This is a genomic window from bacterium (genome assembly GCA_019695335.1).
Lineage (GTDB): Bacteria > CLD3 > CLD3 > SB21 > SB21 > JABWBZ01.
On sequence record JAIBAF010000047.1, the window covers coordinates 1 to 18,483 of the forward strand.

Below are 18,483 nucleotides of genomic sequence, written 5' to 3' on the forward strand. Positions count from 1 at the left end.
TGGTAAAGATTCTGGTCGGCTCTTTCCATTAGTTCTGTAATCGATCCGCCATCTTCAGGATAGCTTGATACTCCGAGGGAAATGGTGATTTGTTTTTTGATAAATTCATCCGGATTTTCATCACTGCGTAGGGTATTACGGAATTCCCACAAATGTTTCGCAATCGAAGAACGCAATTTTTCGGCCGCAATAATACCGCCTTCTTTCTCGGTTTCCGGTAAAATGACGATGAATTCTTCGCCGCCATACCGCGCCAATACGTCGCAATCCCGCAATCCTTCCGATAGTTTATGCGAAACACCTTTCAACACTTCGTCGCCGACATGATGTCCATAAGTGTCATTGAAACTTTTGAAGAAATCGATATCGATGAGAATGAGTGACATGATCCGAGTATAACGTTCCGCGCGATGAAATTCCTTATGAATACGGTCGTTAAAGTAACGGCGATTGTATATCTTAGTCAATTCATCTTTGATTGAGATCTCAAGTGTGTCCTGATAAACTTGCGTACGATCAACCGCAACGGCAACTTCGTGAGAAATTAATTTCAGAAATTCAATTTCTTTGGGTTGCAATGCACGGGCTGAGTGAAAGGACAAAACTTTGCTCGGACGTTTTTGCGAAACCAAAGGTAATGCATAGACGCTTCCTGAATTTTTCACCGGCATATATTTGACAAAGTCTTTGTACGATACGATGTTATCGACATAAATTTCTTTTTGAGTATCCAGCGCTTCTTCAGCCAACTCGCGTTCGACATCCAGCAAATGTTTGAAAGCCGGATTGGACGACTTATCGGAAAACAGCAACGCTTCGTATTCGTTGTCAGCGGTTTTGGCGACGAGGGAGAATTGATCAACGAAAGAAATCTCCAACACCATGCTTTGAATGATCTGGAAAAGCTTGGTAACGTCGTAAGTCGAATTGAGCATGGCTGCGATGCGATACAGCACATGAGTTTCATTGAGCCGTTCGGATAACAATTCGTTTTCGTTTTTAATTTTAAGATACGAATTTTCAAGTTCGGCCATCTTGGCTTTGAGTTCAGAGATCAGTTTTTCATCCACTGTAAATTGTACCGATTCCTTTCCCTCCCCACGCCGGCCTTGCGGCGAAGGATGTTTGGCGTCTTCTTTCTTAATCATCCGTAACTCCTATCGACCTATGCGGTCTTTTTTATCTCGCTTTCATTGCGAAAGATCATGGCCGGTTTCTCTAAGTTGGTAACGCAGCCTTTATGAATGATGCAAGTTTTGACGTGCTCGATGGAGGGTAATTGGTACATCGTGTCGACCATAAATTTTTCCATGATCGCGCGCAATCCGCGTGCGCCGGTTTTGCGTTTAGCAGCCTGGCGCACTACTTCCCGCAAAGCGTCCTCTTCAAATTGGATGTCGACGTTCTCCAAAGCAAAAAGTTTTTGATATTGTTTGACCAAAGCATTTTTGGGTTGGGTGAGAATAGCGAACAAAGCGTCTTCGGTAAGTTCTTCAAGCGCGCACACAACTGGTAATCGACCGATCAGCTCGGGGATCAGGCCGAAACCCAGCAAATCGTCAGGCTCGACAAGCTGCAGAATTTCCGAAATCGAATGTTCATCGTCTTTTTTAATGTCTGCAGTAAAACCGATGTTTTTCTTACCGACGCGTGTTTGAATAATTTTATCGATGCCTTCGAATGCGCCGCCGCAGATAAACAAAATATTTTTTGTGTTAATACTAATAAGATTTTGTTCAGGATGTTTACGTCCGCCTTTGGGAGGAACATTGGCAATGGTGCCTTCAAGAATCTTGAGGAGCGCTTGTTGTACGCCCTCGCCCGATACGTCGCGGGTAATGGATGGATTGCCGCCTTTACGGGCAATTTTGTCAATTTCGTCAATGTAGATGATCCCTTTTTCGGCGGCGGCGACGTCGTAGTTGGCCGCCTGCAATAATCGTACGAGAATATTTTCAACGTCTTCGCCGACGTATCCGGCTTCGGTCAACGTGGTTGCATCGGCAATCGTGAACGGAACGTTCAGAAATCGAGCAAGTGTTTGCGCCAGCAAGGTCTTTCCGGTACCGGTCGGACCGACTAAAAGAATATTATTTTTTTCAAGTTCGACTTCTTTGTCGATGTCTTGAAGGCTATTGATGCGCTTATAATGGTTATAAACGGCCACAGAAAGGGAACGTTTCGCACGCTCCTGACCGATAATATATTCATCCAGACGGGATTTGAGTTTTTCGGGCGTGATGTCGTCGAGCGGAATATTGACTTCTTTAGAGCCGTGCGCTCTAATCATTTCATAAGCATTCCGCACGCATTCGTTACAAATGTGTACGCCGTTGGGGCCGGAGATGATGCTGTCGACTTCTTCGGCTGATTTACCGCAAAAAGAACAATACACCACTCGACCGTAATGACTGTGATCTTTCATAACATACCTGCTTTACAAAAATATAAACAACAATAGGGCGGCAAGTCCACTATTTTTTTCGGATAAGTATTTCGTCGATAATTCCGTATTCTTTGGCCTCTTGCGCTGACATGAAGAAGTTACGGTCGGTGTCTTTTTCGATACGATCATGCGGCTGTCCCGTACGCTCCGCAATGATGTCGTTCAGGTGCTTTTTCAGGGTTACGATTTCGCGAGTATATATTTCAATGTCCGTCGATTGGCCTTGTGTTTCGCCCATGGGCTGGTGAACCATAATTCTGGCGTGCGGAAGCGAATACCGTTTAGCTTTTGTTCCAGCCATAAGGAGAATCGCGCCCATGCTCGCCGCTAATCCCATGCAAGTTGTTTGCACATCGGGTTTGATATAGACCATCGTATCATAAATAGCCAATCCTGCTGTCACACTGCCACCAGGACTATTGATGTACATAATAATGTCTTTGTCAGGATCGTTGGCTTCAAGAAAAAGTAATTGTGCGATGATCAGATTTGACACTGTATCGTCAATCGGGGTTCCGAGGAAAATGATTCTTTCCATCAACAAACGCGAATAAATGTCATAGGAGCGTTCGATCTGTCCGCGCTGTTCGACAACATACGGAAAAGGAATCTGGTTAACGGCCGATGCCATGCCGGACAAATGGCGGTCATCGAGCTTGGAGAATTCGTTCTGGATAAAATCTTTATACACGTTCATGCAACTTCCTTTTTAAATTTAATCGGTTCAAACGGCTAAAGCGCTTTCCGGTTTTTCTTCTTGTTCCTGGAAAGGCACTTCCGTGATCGTGGCATGCGATTGAATAAAATCGAATAATTTTTCTTCCAACAGATACTCTTCAACGCGGCGGCGGTCTTCTTCCGACTTGAATTGATCGCTGACCTTATCGACCGTCACGTTGTTCGCTTTGGCAATTTTTTCCCTGTAGGCCTGCATATCGGTTTCATCAACGTTAATCGATTCCAATTCGAACAATTTCTTTTTGGCCAATTGCCACTTGACGTCGCGAATGGCAACCGGACGGTATTTGTCATGCATAAAGGCTTCATCGATTTTCTGATTGCGCGAATATTGTTTAAACATATCGATGATACGATGAATCGCATTGTGCACTAAAGGTTCCGGTGACGGGAGGTCGTTCTCTTTAATAATTTCGTCGATCACTCGCTCGTGTAATGTTTTTTTCGACTCTTCTTCCCACCGATTTTTGAGGTTATTGGTCACGTCCGCTTTCAAAGCGTCGACCGTATCAAAACCGAGATCTTTGGCGAATTCATCGTCGAGCGAGGGTAATTGTACTTCTTCGATTTTGCGCACGGTCATTTCAAAATGGCGGTCGCCGTTATCTTTAATATTGCTGGGATCGACGTGAATGATCCGCGATTCGCCGACCTTGGCGCCGGTCAAACCGTCGATCATATCCTGGCCGACGTATTGCGTCGTGAGCGGAATCCGGCGATCGCTGTAACGTTTACCGATAATCGGCAGATTGCCGTCATCCAGAGCTTGTACATCACAGGTGACAAAATTACCCGGTGCTACGGTTTCCGCTTCGCGCGTCGTCGCATAATTTTCCTGAAGGCGTTTCAAAGTTGCTTCGATCTCTTCTTGTGTGATTTCGTGAACTTCTTTGGTAAGGGCGAGACCTTTATATTTGCTCAACGAATATTCCGGCATGATTTCAACGACGACGTCAAACGCCATCGGTTCGCCTTTTTTGTATTGCAAATTGTCAATTTCGCCGATGGCGATGGCTTCCGTTTTAGTGTCTTTGATCGCTTGTTTATAAAATTCTTCGATAATTACCGGCAAAGCCTGCGATTCAATCTCGGCGGCAAACCGGGTTTGCACGACTGATTTGGGCGCTTTTCCTTTGCGAAATCCTTCGATCTGAACTTCTTCTCGGTACATATTTAAGGCTTCATCAAAAAAAGGCTGCATTTCATCCACGCCGATACTGACATGAAGTTTACGCTGATTCGTTTCCTGGCTGACAATCTCTGCTTGCAAAACCATCTCCTTTGAAAATGAAATAACTTAAAAAATCTTATCCTGATGCTGATCTGAATAGGATTTTTTTTGATAAAATTAAAGTGCGGGATGAGGGATTTGAACCCACACGGTAAAACCACCAGATCCTAAGTCTGGCGCGTCTGCCAATTCCGCCAATCCCGCAAATATAGGACTTTAAGCAGGCGCAAGATAAAATAAAAAGTCGTGGAATTCAAGGATTTATTGGGAGTGTGGGCTAATTTTACGAGTGTTGATTTATAATGATTTCCATTTTTATTAATAGAATAGCTGCCAATTCATAATAATGAACCACATCGTTAATCCCACCGTTATTATTACAACGAAAACGTGGTATATAAATTCAAAATATATGTCAAGAATTATGACAGTTAGAGCTAAAGTTAATGCTGCCCAGACTCCCCATTTTTGAAAATACCAGATGCCAATAATAGTAATTATATTTAAAATCTGGATTATCTTTAAAACTGTTAAAGAATTGGGATTCAGTTTCGGATACAAATTGAGGAAGTCCGTAGGGTGGGTTGTAATTTTGGTAAAGGCAAAAATATTTCCTGCAAGCAGCAAAATAAGCATAAGGACTAATTCTATAGGCCGATCGAATATCATATTGAAGAGTTCCCGAATTATGCATTAGAATTTATTAAAAAATTTTCGGATTCACTGTTATAGTGATATTTCTCTGATTTCGCCGCATGGTTATTTTAATCGCTAAAGAATTTTAAATCAATGAAATTTATTTCGATGCAGGCGTCTTAATTTCAAATTTTCAACAAACATAATATTCCAGAGTGTCAATGGCAGATTTCTGTTGTGTACCGGTAAAATTTTCGTGTCTGGAAACCTTATCAGCATTTAAAAAAAGAGAAAGATATTTGCCCGATAGCCCTTGGCTTGTTCTGATTTTAACGACAGAGAAATTGGAAGTCAATAAATTTTATTGAGCGATGCAGGGCGCTATCGCCGGATTCATCGAGGTTCGGAACATATTGTGTAGAACAAATTCTGTTGTGATAATTTTTGCGAATTCCTCACTCAAGCTTGCCAATGCAGTTTGGTGGATAAGTTCGGCGGAGTAACTATGGTTGTTCAACCCCTTTTTATTGAAAGTCGCTGTAGCATCGGAAACAAGATAGACCTCAAAGCCGTAATTGCCCGCCATTCTCGTCGTCGTCGATACGCAATGGTCGGTAGTCAGGCCAACAATGACGAGTTTTTTGATTTTTTCATAATCCAGATATCCTTTTAAATGCGTTCCGATAAAAGCGCTATTAACATTTTTTTTAATGATGGTTTCATGGTACATAGGCTTGACAATGTCCTTAAATTCGTTTCCAATATTGGAGGCATGCAAAGGCGATCGTGGATTAGTGGAGCAATGCTGAATATGAAAAACGGGAAGGTTGTTTTTCCTCCAATGCATCAAAAGATTTTTGGCGTTTTCTTCGGCATAAGGATTATTTCTTTGTCCTCCCCAATATTGAATGTTATCAAATCCCTTTTGAATATCGATGAGGAGCAATGCGGGCGAGTGTGATTTAGTTCTATTCATTTATGTTCAACCTGTTAATAATGATTAAAGTACTTTACAAAAGTCTGTTAGTTTTGCATGTAAAAAAATTACCGTTTGATTTCCGCACCGGCGGATCAAATTTTTATTGCTCTACCAAATCCGCACTCGTGCTTTGGGTTCTAAGTAAAGTTTTTGCCCAGGCTTCACGTCGAAGGCTTCGTACCATGCATCGATATTGCGAACTGTGGCGATACGGTAACTGTCCGGTGCATGGTTATCCGATGCGAGCTGAGTGCGCAGTCCTTCTTCGGTGATCTTGCTACGCCAGCTTTGTGCAAATCCGAGGAAGAACTCCCGATCCTGTTGCCGCACGTAAGCTTTGTCATTGATTCGGTTGCCGAGCGTCATGCGGTAAGCGTCAAAGGCCGCGGAAAGACCCGCTAAGTCGGCAATATTTTCACTTCGGGTCAGTTGGCCATTGACGGCCTTGTCGGGGAGAGGATGATAGTCCGAGAACTGTTCTACCAGCGCTTCAGCGACGGAGTCGAACCGCGACATGTCATCGAGAGTCCACCAGCGACGCAAGCGGCGATCGGAGTCCCATTCAGCGCCCAACAAGTCTACAAAGTGGATTGCTTCATGCCCGATGATGGCGCCGATCGCACCATAGTTCGCCGCATCCGACAAAGTCGGATCGAATTTGGGTGCTTGTAATAATGCGGCGGCAAAATTGACCGCGTTCAGTTGGAATAAAAGGATGGCGCCGGACGTATGCGGTGCGATCCACCATTGCGCAGCGTCAACCGGCTGGCCGAGCTTGGCTATAGTATGCCGGTAATTATGGCCGGCGGTTCGCTGAAGATTGCCGATAGCGTCCATCGAATCGATGACCAGATCAGAATAGTCCCGCCATGTCTTTGGGTAACCAATACCGACGTAAAACGTTTTCAATTTGGTCAGAGCCTGTGTCCTAGTACTTTGCGCCATCCACGCCGTTGTTTCTATACGTTTGCAGAGTACGTTAAGGACATTGGCTGCGATGGTTTCGATCCGGGTTTTTTGCTCCACCGGGAAATAACGGTCGACGTACATCTTCCCAATGGCGTCGCTCATGGCTGACTGGGTTGCTTCAAATGCTCGTTGAGAACGCGGCGCCGGCTGCTGATTCGTCACTGCGGCACGCATCGCCAGAGCTGCGTCGGCGAAGGCGCGCGGCAATACATCGGCATAGGCGTGCAGGGTTTGAAAGCGGAGATAATCTTTCCAAGTCTCAAGCGATTGTGACGCGACCAATGCCGCTACTCCGGATACAGCGCCGGGCTGCCAGGCAACAAAGGTTTCCTGGCCGGCTAATCCGGCCGCGGCGAAAAATAAAGACCAATCCAGGCCGGGCGCATGGCGGGCAAAATCAGTACGCGTCCATAGATTAGCCGCATTATGATCGTCGTTAGACGCTTCCAACGTGGCATGCGTTTTTGCCAGCGCTGTTTCGAAAGCCACCACAGCTTTGGCTCGTTGTTCCACACGATCAAAGCCGGCCTGCTTCAATTGGCTGCCGATATAGCGCTCATATTTTATTCTAAGGTCCTGCATAGACAACTCATTGCTGAGATAATAATCGCGGTTTGACAGTCCCAATCCACCCTGAAAAAGATAGGCCACGTATGTCTTCTCGCCAAAATTGCCTGACTCCACTGATAAACCAAGAATGCCGGACGACCGGTAGTTGTTCCAATCGACATCCGCCCTGAGCCGGCGGCCCAACAGCCTAGTCAAAGATGTTTTATCTCCAACGTGATCGATGCTGTCCAGCAAAGGCTTGATGGACGCAATGCCCCGCGATTCAATGGCTGTCTCGTTCATGTAAGCGGCGCGAAAATCAGCCACTTTGCGTGCATCAGATCCTGCAGTTGCAGTGCCGGCGCTGTCGAAAAGTTTTGTGACTTGCTGGCGGGTGAGTTCATTGATTTCATTCCGGCAAGTCCAGCGTACCTTGTCGGCAGGAATTTCGGTCGATTTGAGCCAGCGGCCATTGCCGTAAGCGAAGAAGTCGTCGCCCGGCTTGACGGTAGGATCCACTTCGGACTCTAATGATTTCCATTTGTCAGTGGTTCCTGATCCGCATGAAAGCGTAAGAATCAAAACGAGTCTAAGAATAATAGATTTTTTGTTCACGGTGTTTCTCCTTGTTTCCTATTTATTTTTTATTGTCACTAAATTATTACTGACAAGCATGATTCACTGGCAGTTTGAAGTCTGTAAACAACTTTTTATATCATGATGTACGTGATCAAAATTGCCGTTATAACATAAGATATGTTTTGTAATCAAGGCGGCCAAAAACAGTATATTTCCAGCCAAACTAAAAAATGTGGATATAAAGGTGAGGTATTTGGGAATAAAGATGGCAGCAGAGAAAATGGCCGATCAACCTAAAGGGTTATTCAGGAGATGTACTTGTTCAATTGACGTTCGCTACGCAACCCAACCTGTTGTACAATCTGTTTTCTCGACAGGTCGGGCCTTTTTAAGAGTTCTTTTACTTTTTCTTTTCGGATGAGCATTACATATTGGTTGGGTGTGATTCCAGTGTCTTTTTTGAAAATTCGGGTAAAATTACGCTCGCTCATACATGCGATTTGAGCAAGTTGAGTCAGAGAGATTTTTTTGTGAATATTTTCGATCAGGTAGTCTTGTGCTTTGTGAATACCGGAATGAATATGGTTACGATGTTCTAAAAAAATACTCTGTTGCAATTGATCAGCGCTTCGACGCGTGTAGATAACAAGTTCACGAGCCACCTTATGAGTAAAATAAGGGCCTTTGATTTTTTCGAGGATATGCAAAGCCATGTCGATTCCGGAAGCTACTCCGGCGCTGGTATATATATTGCCGTCTTGGACAAACAAAACATTTTCGATTACCCTGGCTTTTGGAAAATATCTTCGGAACTCTGCAGCATCGGTGAAATGCGTGGTACAGTTTTTATGGTTGAGGATACCCGATTGAGCTAATACAAATGCGCCGGTACAAATACTGCATATATTCACTCCATTTGAATTACAGTCTCTGATCCATTCAAAAACAGCCGTCTGTGATTTAAATGAATCGGAGTTGATGTATTTTAAGGTTGCACCCGGGATAAATAAGCAATCTCCGGTCGTAATTCTTACGTCGCGAAAATTTTGCATTTTTCCAAGCTGTAGACCGGCTGAAGTTTTGAGATGCTTTGTAAACGAACAATACTCTATGGACAAATCGGCTCCCTGGCATATTGCTTCATAAAAAACCTGATCGGGGCCGGATAGATCCATCAAATGCATTTTAGGCAGGACCAGGAAAACTATTTTTCTTGTAGACATGGATTTCTTAACTTTCTTTTAGAATTGAAATGATTCATTGTACTCGTTTAGAACAAACTTGTTATCGTAACGATATCGATGGCGGCCGCTTGCGAGCGGCATGATCGGCCATGTTTTTTTGAGACGTCTAAATGTCAATTACTTCGAATACCGTTTGATCATAAAATCCGTCATAGCCGTGATTGCCGAACTATTTGGATCAATAAAATCCATGTGGCCGCCACCAGCGATTTCAATCAATTCGATGCTCGTTCCGGCTGATTGCATGCGTTCAACATAATTGCGTGACCATTGTACCGATAGCACATCATCGTCTTTTCCATGAATGACCAGTTGAGGAATTCTAATGGGAGTGAATTGCATAGGATCGTACAATGCATACCGTTCAGGTATTTCGTCAGGCGTACCTTTGAGGAGATGAAGTACGGATTGATTGCCCAATCGTTCTTCAAATGTTTTTACCAGATCGATAGCCGGAGCTAGTCCGACGATCAAGTCGGACTTAATTTGCAACGCTGTGTGTATGGGTTTATCGAGTTCATTTTGTTTTCCGGCCCAAATAGCCAGTTGGCCGCCCGCCGAGTGGCCGATCAAAACAACTTTTGTATCATTTGGAATGCGATAAGTCTTGAAAAGATGATGAACGTGATTAATTGACGCGACAGCGTCTTCAAATGTTCCCGGCCACGCACCTCCTTTCTCACCGATCCTCCTGTAACCGACATTCCAAACGGCGAAACCCTTTTGAACCAGTTTTTGCGCCACTGCCGTCATTTGATCACGGCCGTACGGCATGAGCCAAAATCCGCCGTGAAATAAACAAAAAAGAGCCAGAGGTTTTCCATCCGGAATAAAAAAATCGCCTTCCTGCGAGAGATCTGAACCGTATTTTTCAGTAAACATGATTGTTTTAAATAAAATTGAATGTTATTAAAATTCGTCAAAAAAAAATTATTCAAGTATCAACCTGAATCCAAACACAGGAAGGTTGACTTGCATAAAATCCAGATCTTCGGATCGTTTGAAGCCGAGTTTCTCGTACATTTTCCACGCCACCTGCATTGCTTTGGTGGAGTGAATGATAACCTGACTGTTATTATGTTCCTTTGCTTTTCGAATACATTCCAGCGTCAGTAATTTGCCGATGCCATGCCCTCTCACGTCAGGATCAACGGCGAGTAACCGGAACCCTGAAGCGTTCTTTTCTTTGGTGGCCGTTCCACCGGAACCGTAAACCTGCATATCGCTAAAATAGACAACACCTCCGGCAATTTTCCCTTCAGAGGAAACAGCGACTATAAGTTCGGTGTGAGGTTTTTTGGTTAATTCGCCGATATTAGCCAGCATTTTATAATAGTCAGGCTGTTCGTTTTGTTTTGGAAATCCTTCCAATTGTGAATATACCCAAACCATAAGATCGCCGACAGTTTTAAACTCTTCAGGCCGGGCATTGCGAATGACGTATAATTGCTCGTTCATATTTAATCCTTGACAACTTGTTAAACAGCTTTTGTTTTCCGCAGTTTGATAATGTGAAATAAATGGATGACCACGGCAATGCCGCATCCGATAAAGATTGGCGGCGCATTTAAAAAAATTCCATAAATGACATAAATCGCATTCGCCAAAAACGAAAAAATCCTTAAGCTCATAGGATTGCTCTTGGTCATAGAAAACAGATTAAGAATAAGAGCAATGTATCCGATGGTATGAATCATAATTCGAGCCTCAATACTTTTTCAGTTCGCTCCAAAAGCCTCAGATAAGGTGGTGCTTTCCGTTCAGTAAAACCGAATTTGTAAAAAATTTTATTGGCTTGAGGCATACCGGAATCCGTTTGAAGCCAGAGCTCTTTGATGTCATTTTCTTTGCACCGGCTAATGCAACGGTCGATCAATTTCGTGGCAACGCCGAGACTTTGAAATTTGGGGTCAACGCAGAGGTGAATCAATTCAAAGGCAGATTCATCCAGTCTTTTCAGTGCGACACAACCAATGAATTTTTCTTGATACCGCGCGTAAAATAAAAACCCGCCTTGTTGAAGGTAAGCGACGTCCGGGTTTTGCAGTGAAAAATTTTCATCGTCTTCGAGTTTCCCTTTCAGATACCCGATCAGCCAGTATCCGGCAAGTTCGTACAAATATTTTTTCAGGCTTGGCTTGTAATCGATAATTACAACAGATTCTTTATTGGGATGACGAAGGCGTTCATTCAACGGCTGGCTTCTAAGTTCCGTATCGATTCGGTGCAAAATGTTGATGATGTCCGGATGTCCCAACGTCAGAATTTTTTTCAATGCAACAGCAAAAGACAGCCAGATCGGTTTGAGATTTTCTAAAAGCGCGAGGCCCTTTTTACTAAGCACAATAAGCTTAGACCGCTTGTCTCCAGGGTTGGGAGTGATTTTGATCAGTCCTTCTTGTTCAAGTTCCTGAACAATATTTTTTACTGTTATGTGCGAAAAAGCAATCTGGTCCGTAATTTCCATAACGGTCTGCGGTTGGAGGGACTTTGACAAAACGTAATATACAGGAAACCAGCTCGATTTAAAATTCAAGCCAGCTTCTTTGTAAGCTTTGTCGCCATCGGCTTGCATTTTTTCGTAAATTCTTCGAAACCGTGATCCGCCGGCAAGAAAGCCGAGTTTTTCAATAACGTTTTTCATAGAAAACATGTGTTACTTTTGTAAAAATATAAAACGTGTTTTATAAATGCAAATTTTTTCCGAAACGAATCGATTTTAATATGGTAAAGGATGGAACTATCGCAGATAAAAGAGATAAATAGCAAAATGGATCATTTCTTTCAGCTCTCCCGGATGGATGTTGCCGTATTTTTTTGATAAATCCAACGCCATTTGCTCAATGTTGAAATCACTTGATTCGGAAAATTCGGATGGAGATTTGTGGAAGTACTTTGATTTTGAAGCCAATGAAATCTCGGAATATAAATCATTTTTGAATTGCCGGATATACTCGACCCGGTTTTGATCATATTCGCCCAAATGGTAGTATTTGAGCCGCCGTTTGATTTTTTTCTCAATCTGATTTTTTTTCGAACTGTCGAACTCGTACACTAAATCAGTAAAACATACATAATCGTAAGTTTGATTGTTGTTAGCGTTAGTTTTTGACATGACACTTCAGTTAATTCGGCAGAGTTTGCGTTTTAAAAAAATGTCGGATGATTTTACTTCCCCGACCGGCTCACGATTGTAGCTGAGGCTTGTTGTGTCGGCATTACGATAACTTCATTGATATTGACATGAGCGGGGCGGGTCGCAGCGAACAAGATAATTTCAGCAATATCATCCGACGTCAGCGCTCGAATATTGTCGTACACTTTTTTGGCGCGTTCGGCGTCGCCGTCGAATCGAACCATGCTGAACTCCGTTTCGACCAGTCCCGGATCGATACTGCTTACACGTACCGGCGTATCAACAAGATCCATCAACATTCCTTTATTGAGCGCTGCTACTGCGTGTTTGGTGGCACAATATACATTACCGCCGGGATATACTTCATGGCCGGCGACCGAACCAAGATTAATAATATGTCCGCGTTTCCGTGCAACCATGCCGGGTATCACAGCACGACTGACGTATAACAGGCCTTTGATATTCGTATCAATCATTTGCTCCCAGTGTTCCGGTCTTGCTTCATGTATTTTGTCCAATCCCTTTCCCAAGCCAGCATTATTAATTAAAATGTCGATGGCTTCCCACCCGTTTTTCAGACTACCTATGGCTTTTTTAACTTCTTCATGATTGGTTACGTCTAAAACAAGCGATAAGGATTCGGTTTTAAATTGTTTTTTTAAATTTTCGGAAAGTTGAAATAATCTTTCTTTCCGGCGAGCAATTAAAATAACTTTAGCTCCGCTTTCGGCAAATAAACGGGCCGTTGCTTCTCCGATTCCTGCGCTGGCTCCTGTAATCATCACAATTTTATTTTTGATCGGTTCCAAAGTCGTATTCCTTTCATAAATTTTTCAACGGCGAAAATCTAAGGAAATGAAACGGCTGAAACAAGATTTTATTGATTGCTCCTGACGGTAAATTTATGGTAAAACATGTTTTAAGGTTGCATTTATTTAGGTTTGTGGATATATTGCTCGCTGGTTGATACAGTCTTTTGCATAATTTTCTTATCACGGAAAAATGAACGATGATCGAAGCAAAATTTTATCGCGCTGAAAAAGATTATTTAGTGTGTGAGCTATGCCCCCGCACTTGTAAGATCAAAAACGGAGAAGAAGGCGATTGTTGGGGGTACAAGAACGTCGACGGAAAATTATACGCGACTCATTATGGGCGAGTCGTAACGGCGACATACGATCCGATGGAAAAAAAGCCGTTTTATCATTACTATCCGAATTCGACAATTTTATCCATTGCACCTAACGGCTGTAATTTACGGTGTCAATTCTGCCAGAATCATGACATCGCGTTTGAAAAAAAGGAAACCAAAGAAATTTCACTTCAAACGATCCTTGATTATTCCGGTAAAAGTCATTCCATCGGTGTGGCGTATACGTTTACTGAACCGTTGATTTGGTGGGAATTTCTGATGGATTCAACGCGGAAACTCAAAGGTATCGGTCAAAAAAATATTCTCGTGTCGAACGGATATATCAACGAAAAGCCTTTCAGTGAAATCATTCCGTATATGGACGCGATCAATATCAGCGTCAAATCCATGCGCCAGGATTTTTACGACCGTTATGTCGAAGCGCAATTAGACGTGATTCTTAATTCCGTTAAAATTGCTTTTAGAGAAACACATCTTGAATTGACTTATTTGCTTGTTACGGGTAAGACGGACAGCGATCAGGAGATTGGGGATTTTGTGGATTTTGTAGCAGGCATCAGCAAAGATATTCCCGTACACTTTAAACGTTTTTTCCCGCACTATAAAATGACCGATACTGCCATGACGCCTAATGAAACGATGGTGAAAGCATACAAAATTGCCAATCAAAAGCTGAATTACATTTATCTGGCGGATACGGATATCGACGGTGTATCGGATACGTTTTGTCCTAACTGCAAACGGCTGATCATCAAACGCCGCGATTATCAGTCCAATCTCGGCGGCCTTCGCGGCATGAATTGTAAGTTTTGCGGTCATAAGATCAATATAAAATTCTGATAGGTTTACTTCTTCAGTATCGGGCGTATTTAATGCATCATTTAGAACGGAGGAATAATTTTTTTGAAAATAGGTAATGGATCGTTCTTGTTTTTTTTCAAACGCGCAGGGTGGGCGGTGATACTAACATTATTCATGGCATGCGATGATGCTCCGTCAGACGTCGGTTTGGAAGGTTTCGACCGTGATGGCGCAACCGGCGAAATCAAAAAAGATACGTTGTACGTCGACGATATTACGAATTATACTTCGTTCATGGATTCTATTTCCACGGTGGGAACCAATCGCCTCTATCTTGGTTCAGTCGACAATTATGATTTTCGAATCATGATGCGTTTTTTCTTTACGAGTGTGGATGACAGCATTCGCGTGACGTCCGCTGCGTTGGAATTTGTGAGTTCGGCCTCGTACGGTTCCGGCGGTTCATTTCAAGCCACTGTTCATTCGATTACCCGTGACTGGTCGGCATCGGATATCAAGTGGGACCGGTTTCAAGAAGGGCGCGATTACGGTGCATCGTTTGCACAATCAACAATTGTAAATACGAATTCTGCTGGAACATTATTTTCAATACCTTTTCCTATCGACACGGTTCAAAATTGGGTGTACGCGTCGACAGATACCAATCGGCATAATTATGGCCTTATGATCGATTTTCCCGAAGGGAGCGCGGGTTTTGCACAGCAATTTTACAGCGGTCAATCGCTTGAATCTGCGGATATTGACAATCCTGAAAGCAGCACAGCGCCGCGTTTAACTTTTGTCTATCAGAAAATTGATCGTAAAAGTGGTAACGTGACAGTTGATACGATATTTGTCTCACCGGTCATTAAAACACTTGATAATGGCAATAGCTATTCGGGCGGAATTCATGGATATTTATACCGTGATCGCAGCCCGCAGCCATCGGATGTTTTGACGCTTGGTAACGGAGTGGTGTACCATCCGATGTTGAGATTTGATGTCGGGAAAATTCCGGCAACGGCTACGATCAGTAATGCCGTTTTGGTTATGAGAACGGATCCTATCGGAAATTACCGGTATACGGCAGGCGATTCGCTTGAAGTCCAAATGACGCGCGTCGAATCCGCTCCAGATGAATGGGTGCCAGGGAGTATTGAAATCAATGCTGGCGATTATAATATTTTATCTGGTAGCAGCACTTTTAGAAACAGACTGACGGATAATCTGAATAACGACACAATCCGTCTAGACATTACTCTACAATTTCAACGATGGGTGGCTGAACCGGAAAATAATTTTGGTCTGCAGTTGATCAATGAAGATGAATTCAAAGGCGATTTCAGCCGGATTTACCGAACGCGAATTTATTATAATTCCATCGATAGAGAAAATTCGCCGAAAATCGTCATATATTACACATTGCCTCCGAAACTCTAAGAAAGATTTGCAATCAACATGCTGAAAAAACTTTCGATTCTTTTTTTAATGATTCCGTCGTTGGTATGGGCCGGGGGTTCGTCTTTTTCATCCGGTGGTTTTGGATTACTGAATCCACCGACGGGTACGCGTGCGCTCGGAATGGGTGGCGTAACAATTGCTATACCGAGTTATACGGCGGTGAATTTTTACAACCCGGCAGCGTTGTATGGAGTGAATATGGCTCGATTTGAGGCCAGCATATTTACGGAAACAACGAATGCGCGTAACGGAATTACTAGTGTGAATTCAAGTACGGCTAATGTCAGTCAAATTGCATTTGCGTTGCCGTTTGGTAAACGATTAGCAGCAGCCGTTCACCTGTCAAGGTTTTCGCGAGTTGGTTATGATTTTACCGTTACGGGTTCCACCTACGATGGTTATAATTACCAGGAAAAATTCAATGGGGATGGCGGTATTCAAATGCTTGGATTGACGTTTGCCGGAAGAGTGTATGATAGTTTGAGCATAGGTTTATCGACACAATATTTGTTCGGTTCAATCGATCGGACATGGAAACTAAATTGGGATAATGAAGATTTTTTTGATACGGAAGATTTGCGCGATGAGCATATTAAAGGCACACGATTGGTTTTGGGGGCACTGTATACAAAAGAAAAATTTAATGTCGGTACATTTATCGGTTTTTCTTCACAACTTACTAATGATGTAACCGATTTGACGGCTAGCGAAGATACCGTCGGAGTAGTCTCGCGTGATATGGATTTTCCTCTTGAATTCGGCTTAGGTGGATTTTATCATATTAATAAGATTTATTCAGTCGGCATAGATTTTGTCCATACAGGATGGAAGGGCGTAAAGTTAGATAATCAGGATTTGGATTTCCGGAATGCGAACAAGATATCCATCGGTGCTGAAAAAGGTCCTGATCCTTCTGTCTCGGCGACCTTTTTAGAAAGAATGACGTTTCGTGCAGGAGCTTATTATCAAACGCTTTATAGTAAAAATGCCAGTGGCAAATATGCCAGTGAATATTTTTTTACAACAGGTTTTGGATTGCCTTTCAACAAAGATCGTCACTTGCTTACGTTTGCATTTGAAATCGGTAAACGTGGATCTGTGCCAAAAAACAACGTACGTGAAATTGTTACGCGTTTTAGCCTTTCCATTTCGGGTGGCGAGCGGTGGTTTCAAAATCGTAAACGTCGATAACCGGCCATTCTTATTATTTTTTTCTTTACTGCCGCTCACCTGATGGCGGCTGTCATATCTTGAAGAAACATAGGAGTTAATTTATGAGGTTATTGCTTACACTGCTGATCATAATTTTAGTCATTGAGGCGAAACCGGCTCGAGCACAGGCGCCTAAAGAAGGTACGCCGGAATTTGAATGTTTGAAAATTTGGAGTACGGGCAGTGAATATTGGAAAAACAAAGAATATGCTAACGCTATTCCTTTTTTTAAACAGGCTATGGAATGCGACAAACAGCTACGCCCGGAAAAAGATAAGCGCATTTTTACAAGCGTATACGAAAAACTGGCGGATTGTTATGTTAAATTGAAGCATACCGACAGTGCCGTGGCCATTTACAAGCTGGGTTATGCAGAAACAAAAGACGCGCAATTAATTTATAAAATTGGCGAAATGTACCACAAACAAGTGTTACAATTTGACTCTGCTTCCGTTTACTATCGCCAGTATTACAATTTATCGGGTTCGGTTGAGGAGTTAAAGCGTATTGCAGGAATGTTAGTTGAAGCGGCCAAATACAAAGACGCGTTGATCATTTATGACGAATATTTAGAAAAAAACCCTAAAGATCAGGAAATCTGGGTTTATGTTCTGGATGCCTTCAAAAGTTTCTATATCAAATATTTCGGTAAAGAGCAATGGTTGAAACAGTGCCAAAAATATATTACGGCTTTACCGGACGCCCCTAAAGATTTCTTTATGGCCGAATTGCTGGATGACAAACTTAAACAAGGTCAGTTTGATGAAGTGATCAAAGTTGCACAGGAAATACTTGCTAAAGATCCTAAAAGCAAAATTACGTGGGTTAAGTTAGCCAAAGCGTATGACGCAAAACAACAACATAAAGACGCACTGGATGCCATGTTGAAAGCATACGCACTTGATGAGAAAGATCCCGATTTGATTTGTGATATAGCGCAGGTATATCTTGATCTCAATCAATTTGCTAGAACCTGGGAATGGGCTGTTAAAGCCAAAGGCATTAAGAAATTCGGCCGCCCAGATTATCTCATTGGTGAAGCTATTAGTGATGGAATCAAAAATTGTTCGGGTAACGTATTGGATATGCCTGCTAAAGAAGCGTATTTAGTTGCGGCAAAGTATTACGATATGGCAGCGGCTTTTCCAGATGTAGAGAAAAATGCAAAAGCAAGGTCGTCTTTTTGCCGTCAAAATGGTCCTACAAAATCGGATTGTTTTTTGGGCAGTCTCGGTAAACTCAAATCGGCTTCGTGTTACAACTGGATGCCAGACCATGATTACAGTTCGCCATGTAAATAAAAAATTTCTTTAATAAAATCTCACCGGCGCAAAACCGGTGAGATTTTT

General features: G+C 42.9%; 17 protein-coding genes and 1 tRNA gene. 4 read left to right on the forward strand and 14 right to left on the reverse strand.

Annotation, left to right across the window (positions count from 1 at the left end):
- The 14 genes from K1X84_11890 to K1X84_11955 form a co-directional block, all read right to left on the reverse strand.
- The coding region (locus K1X84_11890) for a sensor domain-containing diguanylate cyclase (GenBank protein ID MBX7152337.1) at window positions 1–1,148 on the reverse strand (1,148 nt) is incomplete at its 3' end.
- A gap of 17 nt (window positions 1,149–1,165) precedes the next feature.
- Window positions 1,166–2,425 (reverse strand): ATP-dependent Clp protease ATP-binding subunit ClpX, encoded by a 1,260-nt coding sequence (gene clpX / locus K1X84_11895; protein ID MBX7152338.1) that lies wholly within the window; start codon window positions 2,423–2,425, stop codon window positions 1,166–1,168.
- A gap of 49 nt (window positions 2,426–2,474) precedes the next feature.
- Window positions 2,475–3,077: an ATP-dependent Clp endopeptidase proteolytic subunit ClpP gene (clpP, locus tag K1X84_11900; protein ID MBX7152339.1), complete on the reverse strand. Its 603-nt coding sequence runs from the start codon at window positions 3,075–3,077 to the stop codon at window positions 2,475–2,477.
- A 93-nt stretch (window positions 3,078–3,170) separates the two neighbouring features.
- A complete protein-coding gene (gene tig / locus K1X84_11905; GenBank protein ID MBX7152340.1) occupies window positions 3,171–4,454 on the reverse strand; it encodes a trigger factor in 1,284 nt (427 codons plus the stop codon).
- Window positions 4,455–4,538: 84 nt separating this feature from the next.
- A tRNA-Leu gene (locus K1X84_11910) sits at window positions 4,539–4,619 on the reverse strand.
- A 793-nt stretch (window positions 4,620–5,412) separates the two neighbouring features.
- Window positions 5,413–6,027 (reverse strand): cysteine hydrolase, encoded by a 615-nt coding sequence (locus K1X84_11915; protein MBX7152341.1) that lies wholly within the window; start codon window positions 6,025–6,027, stop codon window positions 5,413–5,415.
- Window positions 6,028–6,138: 111 nt separating this feature from the next.
- Window positions 6,139–8,163 carry a M13 family metallopeptidase gene (locus K1X84_11920; protein MBX7152342.1) on the reverse strand — a complete coding sequence of 675 codons (2,025 nt, stop codon included), beginning with the start codon at window positions 8,161–8,163 and terminating at the stop codon, window positions 6,139–6,141.
- A gap of 269 nt (window positions 8,164–8,432) precedes the next feature.
- Window positions 8,433–9,350, reverse strand: coding sequence for a DJ-1/PfpI family protein (locus K1X84_11925; GenBank protein MBX7152343.1), 918 nt, complete (start codon window positions 9,348–9,350; stop codon window positions 8,433–8,435).
- A 138-nt stretch (window positions 9,351–9,488) separates the two neighbouring features.
- Window positions 9,489–10,253, reverse strand: a complete 765-nt coding sequence (locus tag K1X84_11930; GenBank protein MBX7152344.1) for an alpha/beta hydrolase — start codon at window positions 10,251–10,253, stop codon at window positions 9,489–9,491.
- Window positions 10,254–10,301: 48 nt separating this feature from the next.
- Window positions 10,302–10,829: a GNAT family N-acetyltransferase gene (locus K1X84_11935; GenBank protein MBX7152345.1), complete on the reverse strand. Its 528-nt coding sequence runs from the start codon at window positions 10,827–10,829 to the stop codon at window positions 10,302–10,304.
- Window positions 10,830–10,849: 20 nt separating this feature from the next.
- Window positions 10,850–11,068, reverse strand: coding sequence for a hypothetical protein (locus tag K1X84_11940; GenBank protein MBX7152346.1), 219 nt, complete (start codon window positions 11,066–11,068; stop codon window positions 10,850–10,852).
- Window positions 11,065–12,015 (reverse strand): bifunctional helix-turn-helix transcriptional regulator/GNAT family N-acetyltransferase, encoded by a 951-nt coding sequence (locus K1X84_11945; protein MBX7152347.1) that lies wholly within the window; start codon window positions 12,013–12,015, stop codon window positions 11,065–11,067. The genes K1X84_11940 and K1X84_11945 overlap by 4 nt, the downstream gene beginning before the upstream one ends.
- A gap of 96 nt (window positions 12,016–12,111) precedes the next feature.
- Complete coding sequence (locus K1X84_11950; GenBank protein ID MBX7152348.1) at window positions 12,112–12,486, reverse strand: hypothetical protein; 375 nt, start codon at window positions 12,484–12,486, stop codon at window positions 12,112–12,114.
- A 53-nt stretch (window positions 12,487–12,539) separates the two neighbouring features.
- A complete protein-coding gene (locus K1X84_11955; protein MBX7152349.1) occupies window positions 12,540–13,316 on the reverse strand; it encodes an SDR family oxidoreductase in 777 nt (258 codons plus the stop codon).
- 200 nt (window positions 13,317–13,516) lie between these two features.
- Here K1X84_11955 and amrS point away from each other — a divergent pair, with 200 nt between their 5' ends.
- The 4 genes from amrS to K1X84_11975 all read left to right on the forward strand — a co-directional run bounded on the left by amrS (window position 13,517) and on the right by K1X84_11975 (window position 18,435).
- Window positions 13,517–14,500, forward strand: coding sequence for an AmmeMemoRadiSam system radical SAM enzyme (gene amrS / locus K1X84_11960; GenBank protein MBX7152350.1), 984 nt, complete (start codon window positions 13,517–13,519; stop codon window positions 14,498–14,500).
- Between the two features lie 63 nt (window positions 14,501–14,563).
- Window positions 14,564–15,901: a DNRLRE domain-containing protein gene (locus K1X84_11965; GenBank protein ID MBX7152351.1), complete on the forward strand. Its 1,338-nt coding sequence runs from the start codon at window positions 14,564–14,566 to the stop codon at window positions 15,899–15,901.
- 18 nt (window positions 15,902–15,919) lie between these two features.
- A complete protein-coding gene (locus K1X84_11970; protein ID MBX7152352.1) occupies window positions 15,920–17,113 on the forward strand; it encodes a hypothetical protein in 1,194 nt (397 codons plus the stop codon).
- Between the two features lie 83 nt (window positions 17,114–17,196).
- The gene (locus tag K1X84_11975; protein MBX7152353.1) at window positions 17,197–18,435 is read left to right on the forward strand and encodes a hypothetical protein; all 1,239 of its coding nucleotides are present in this window, start codon (window positions 17,197–17,199) and stop codon (window positions 18,433–18,435) included.
- Window positions 18,436–18,483 lie beyond the last annotated feature (48 nt).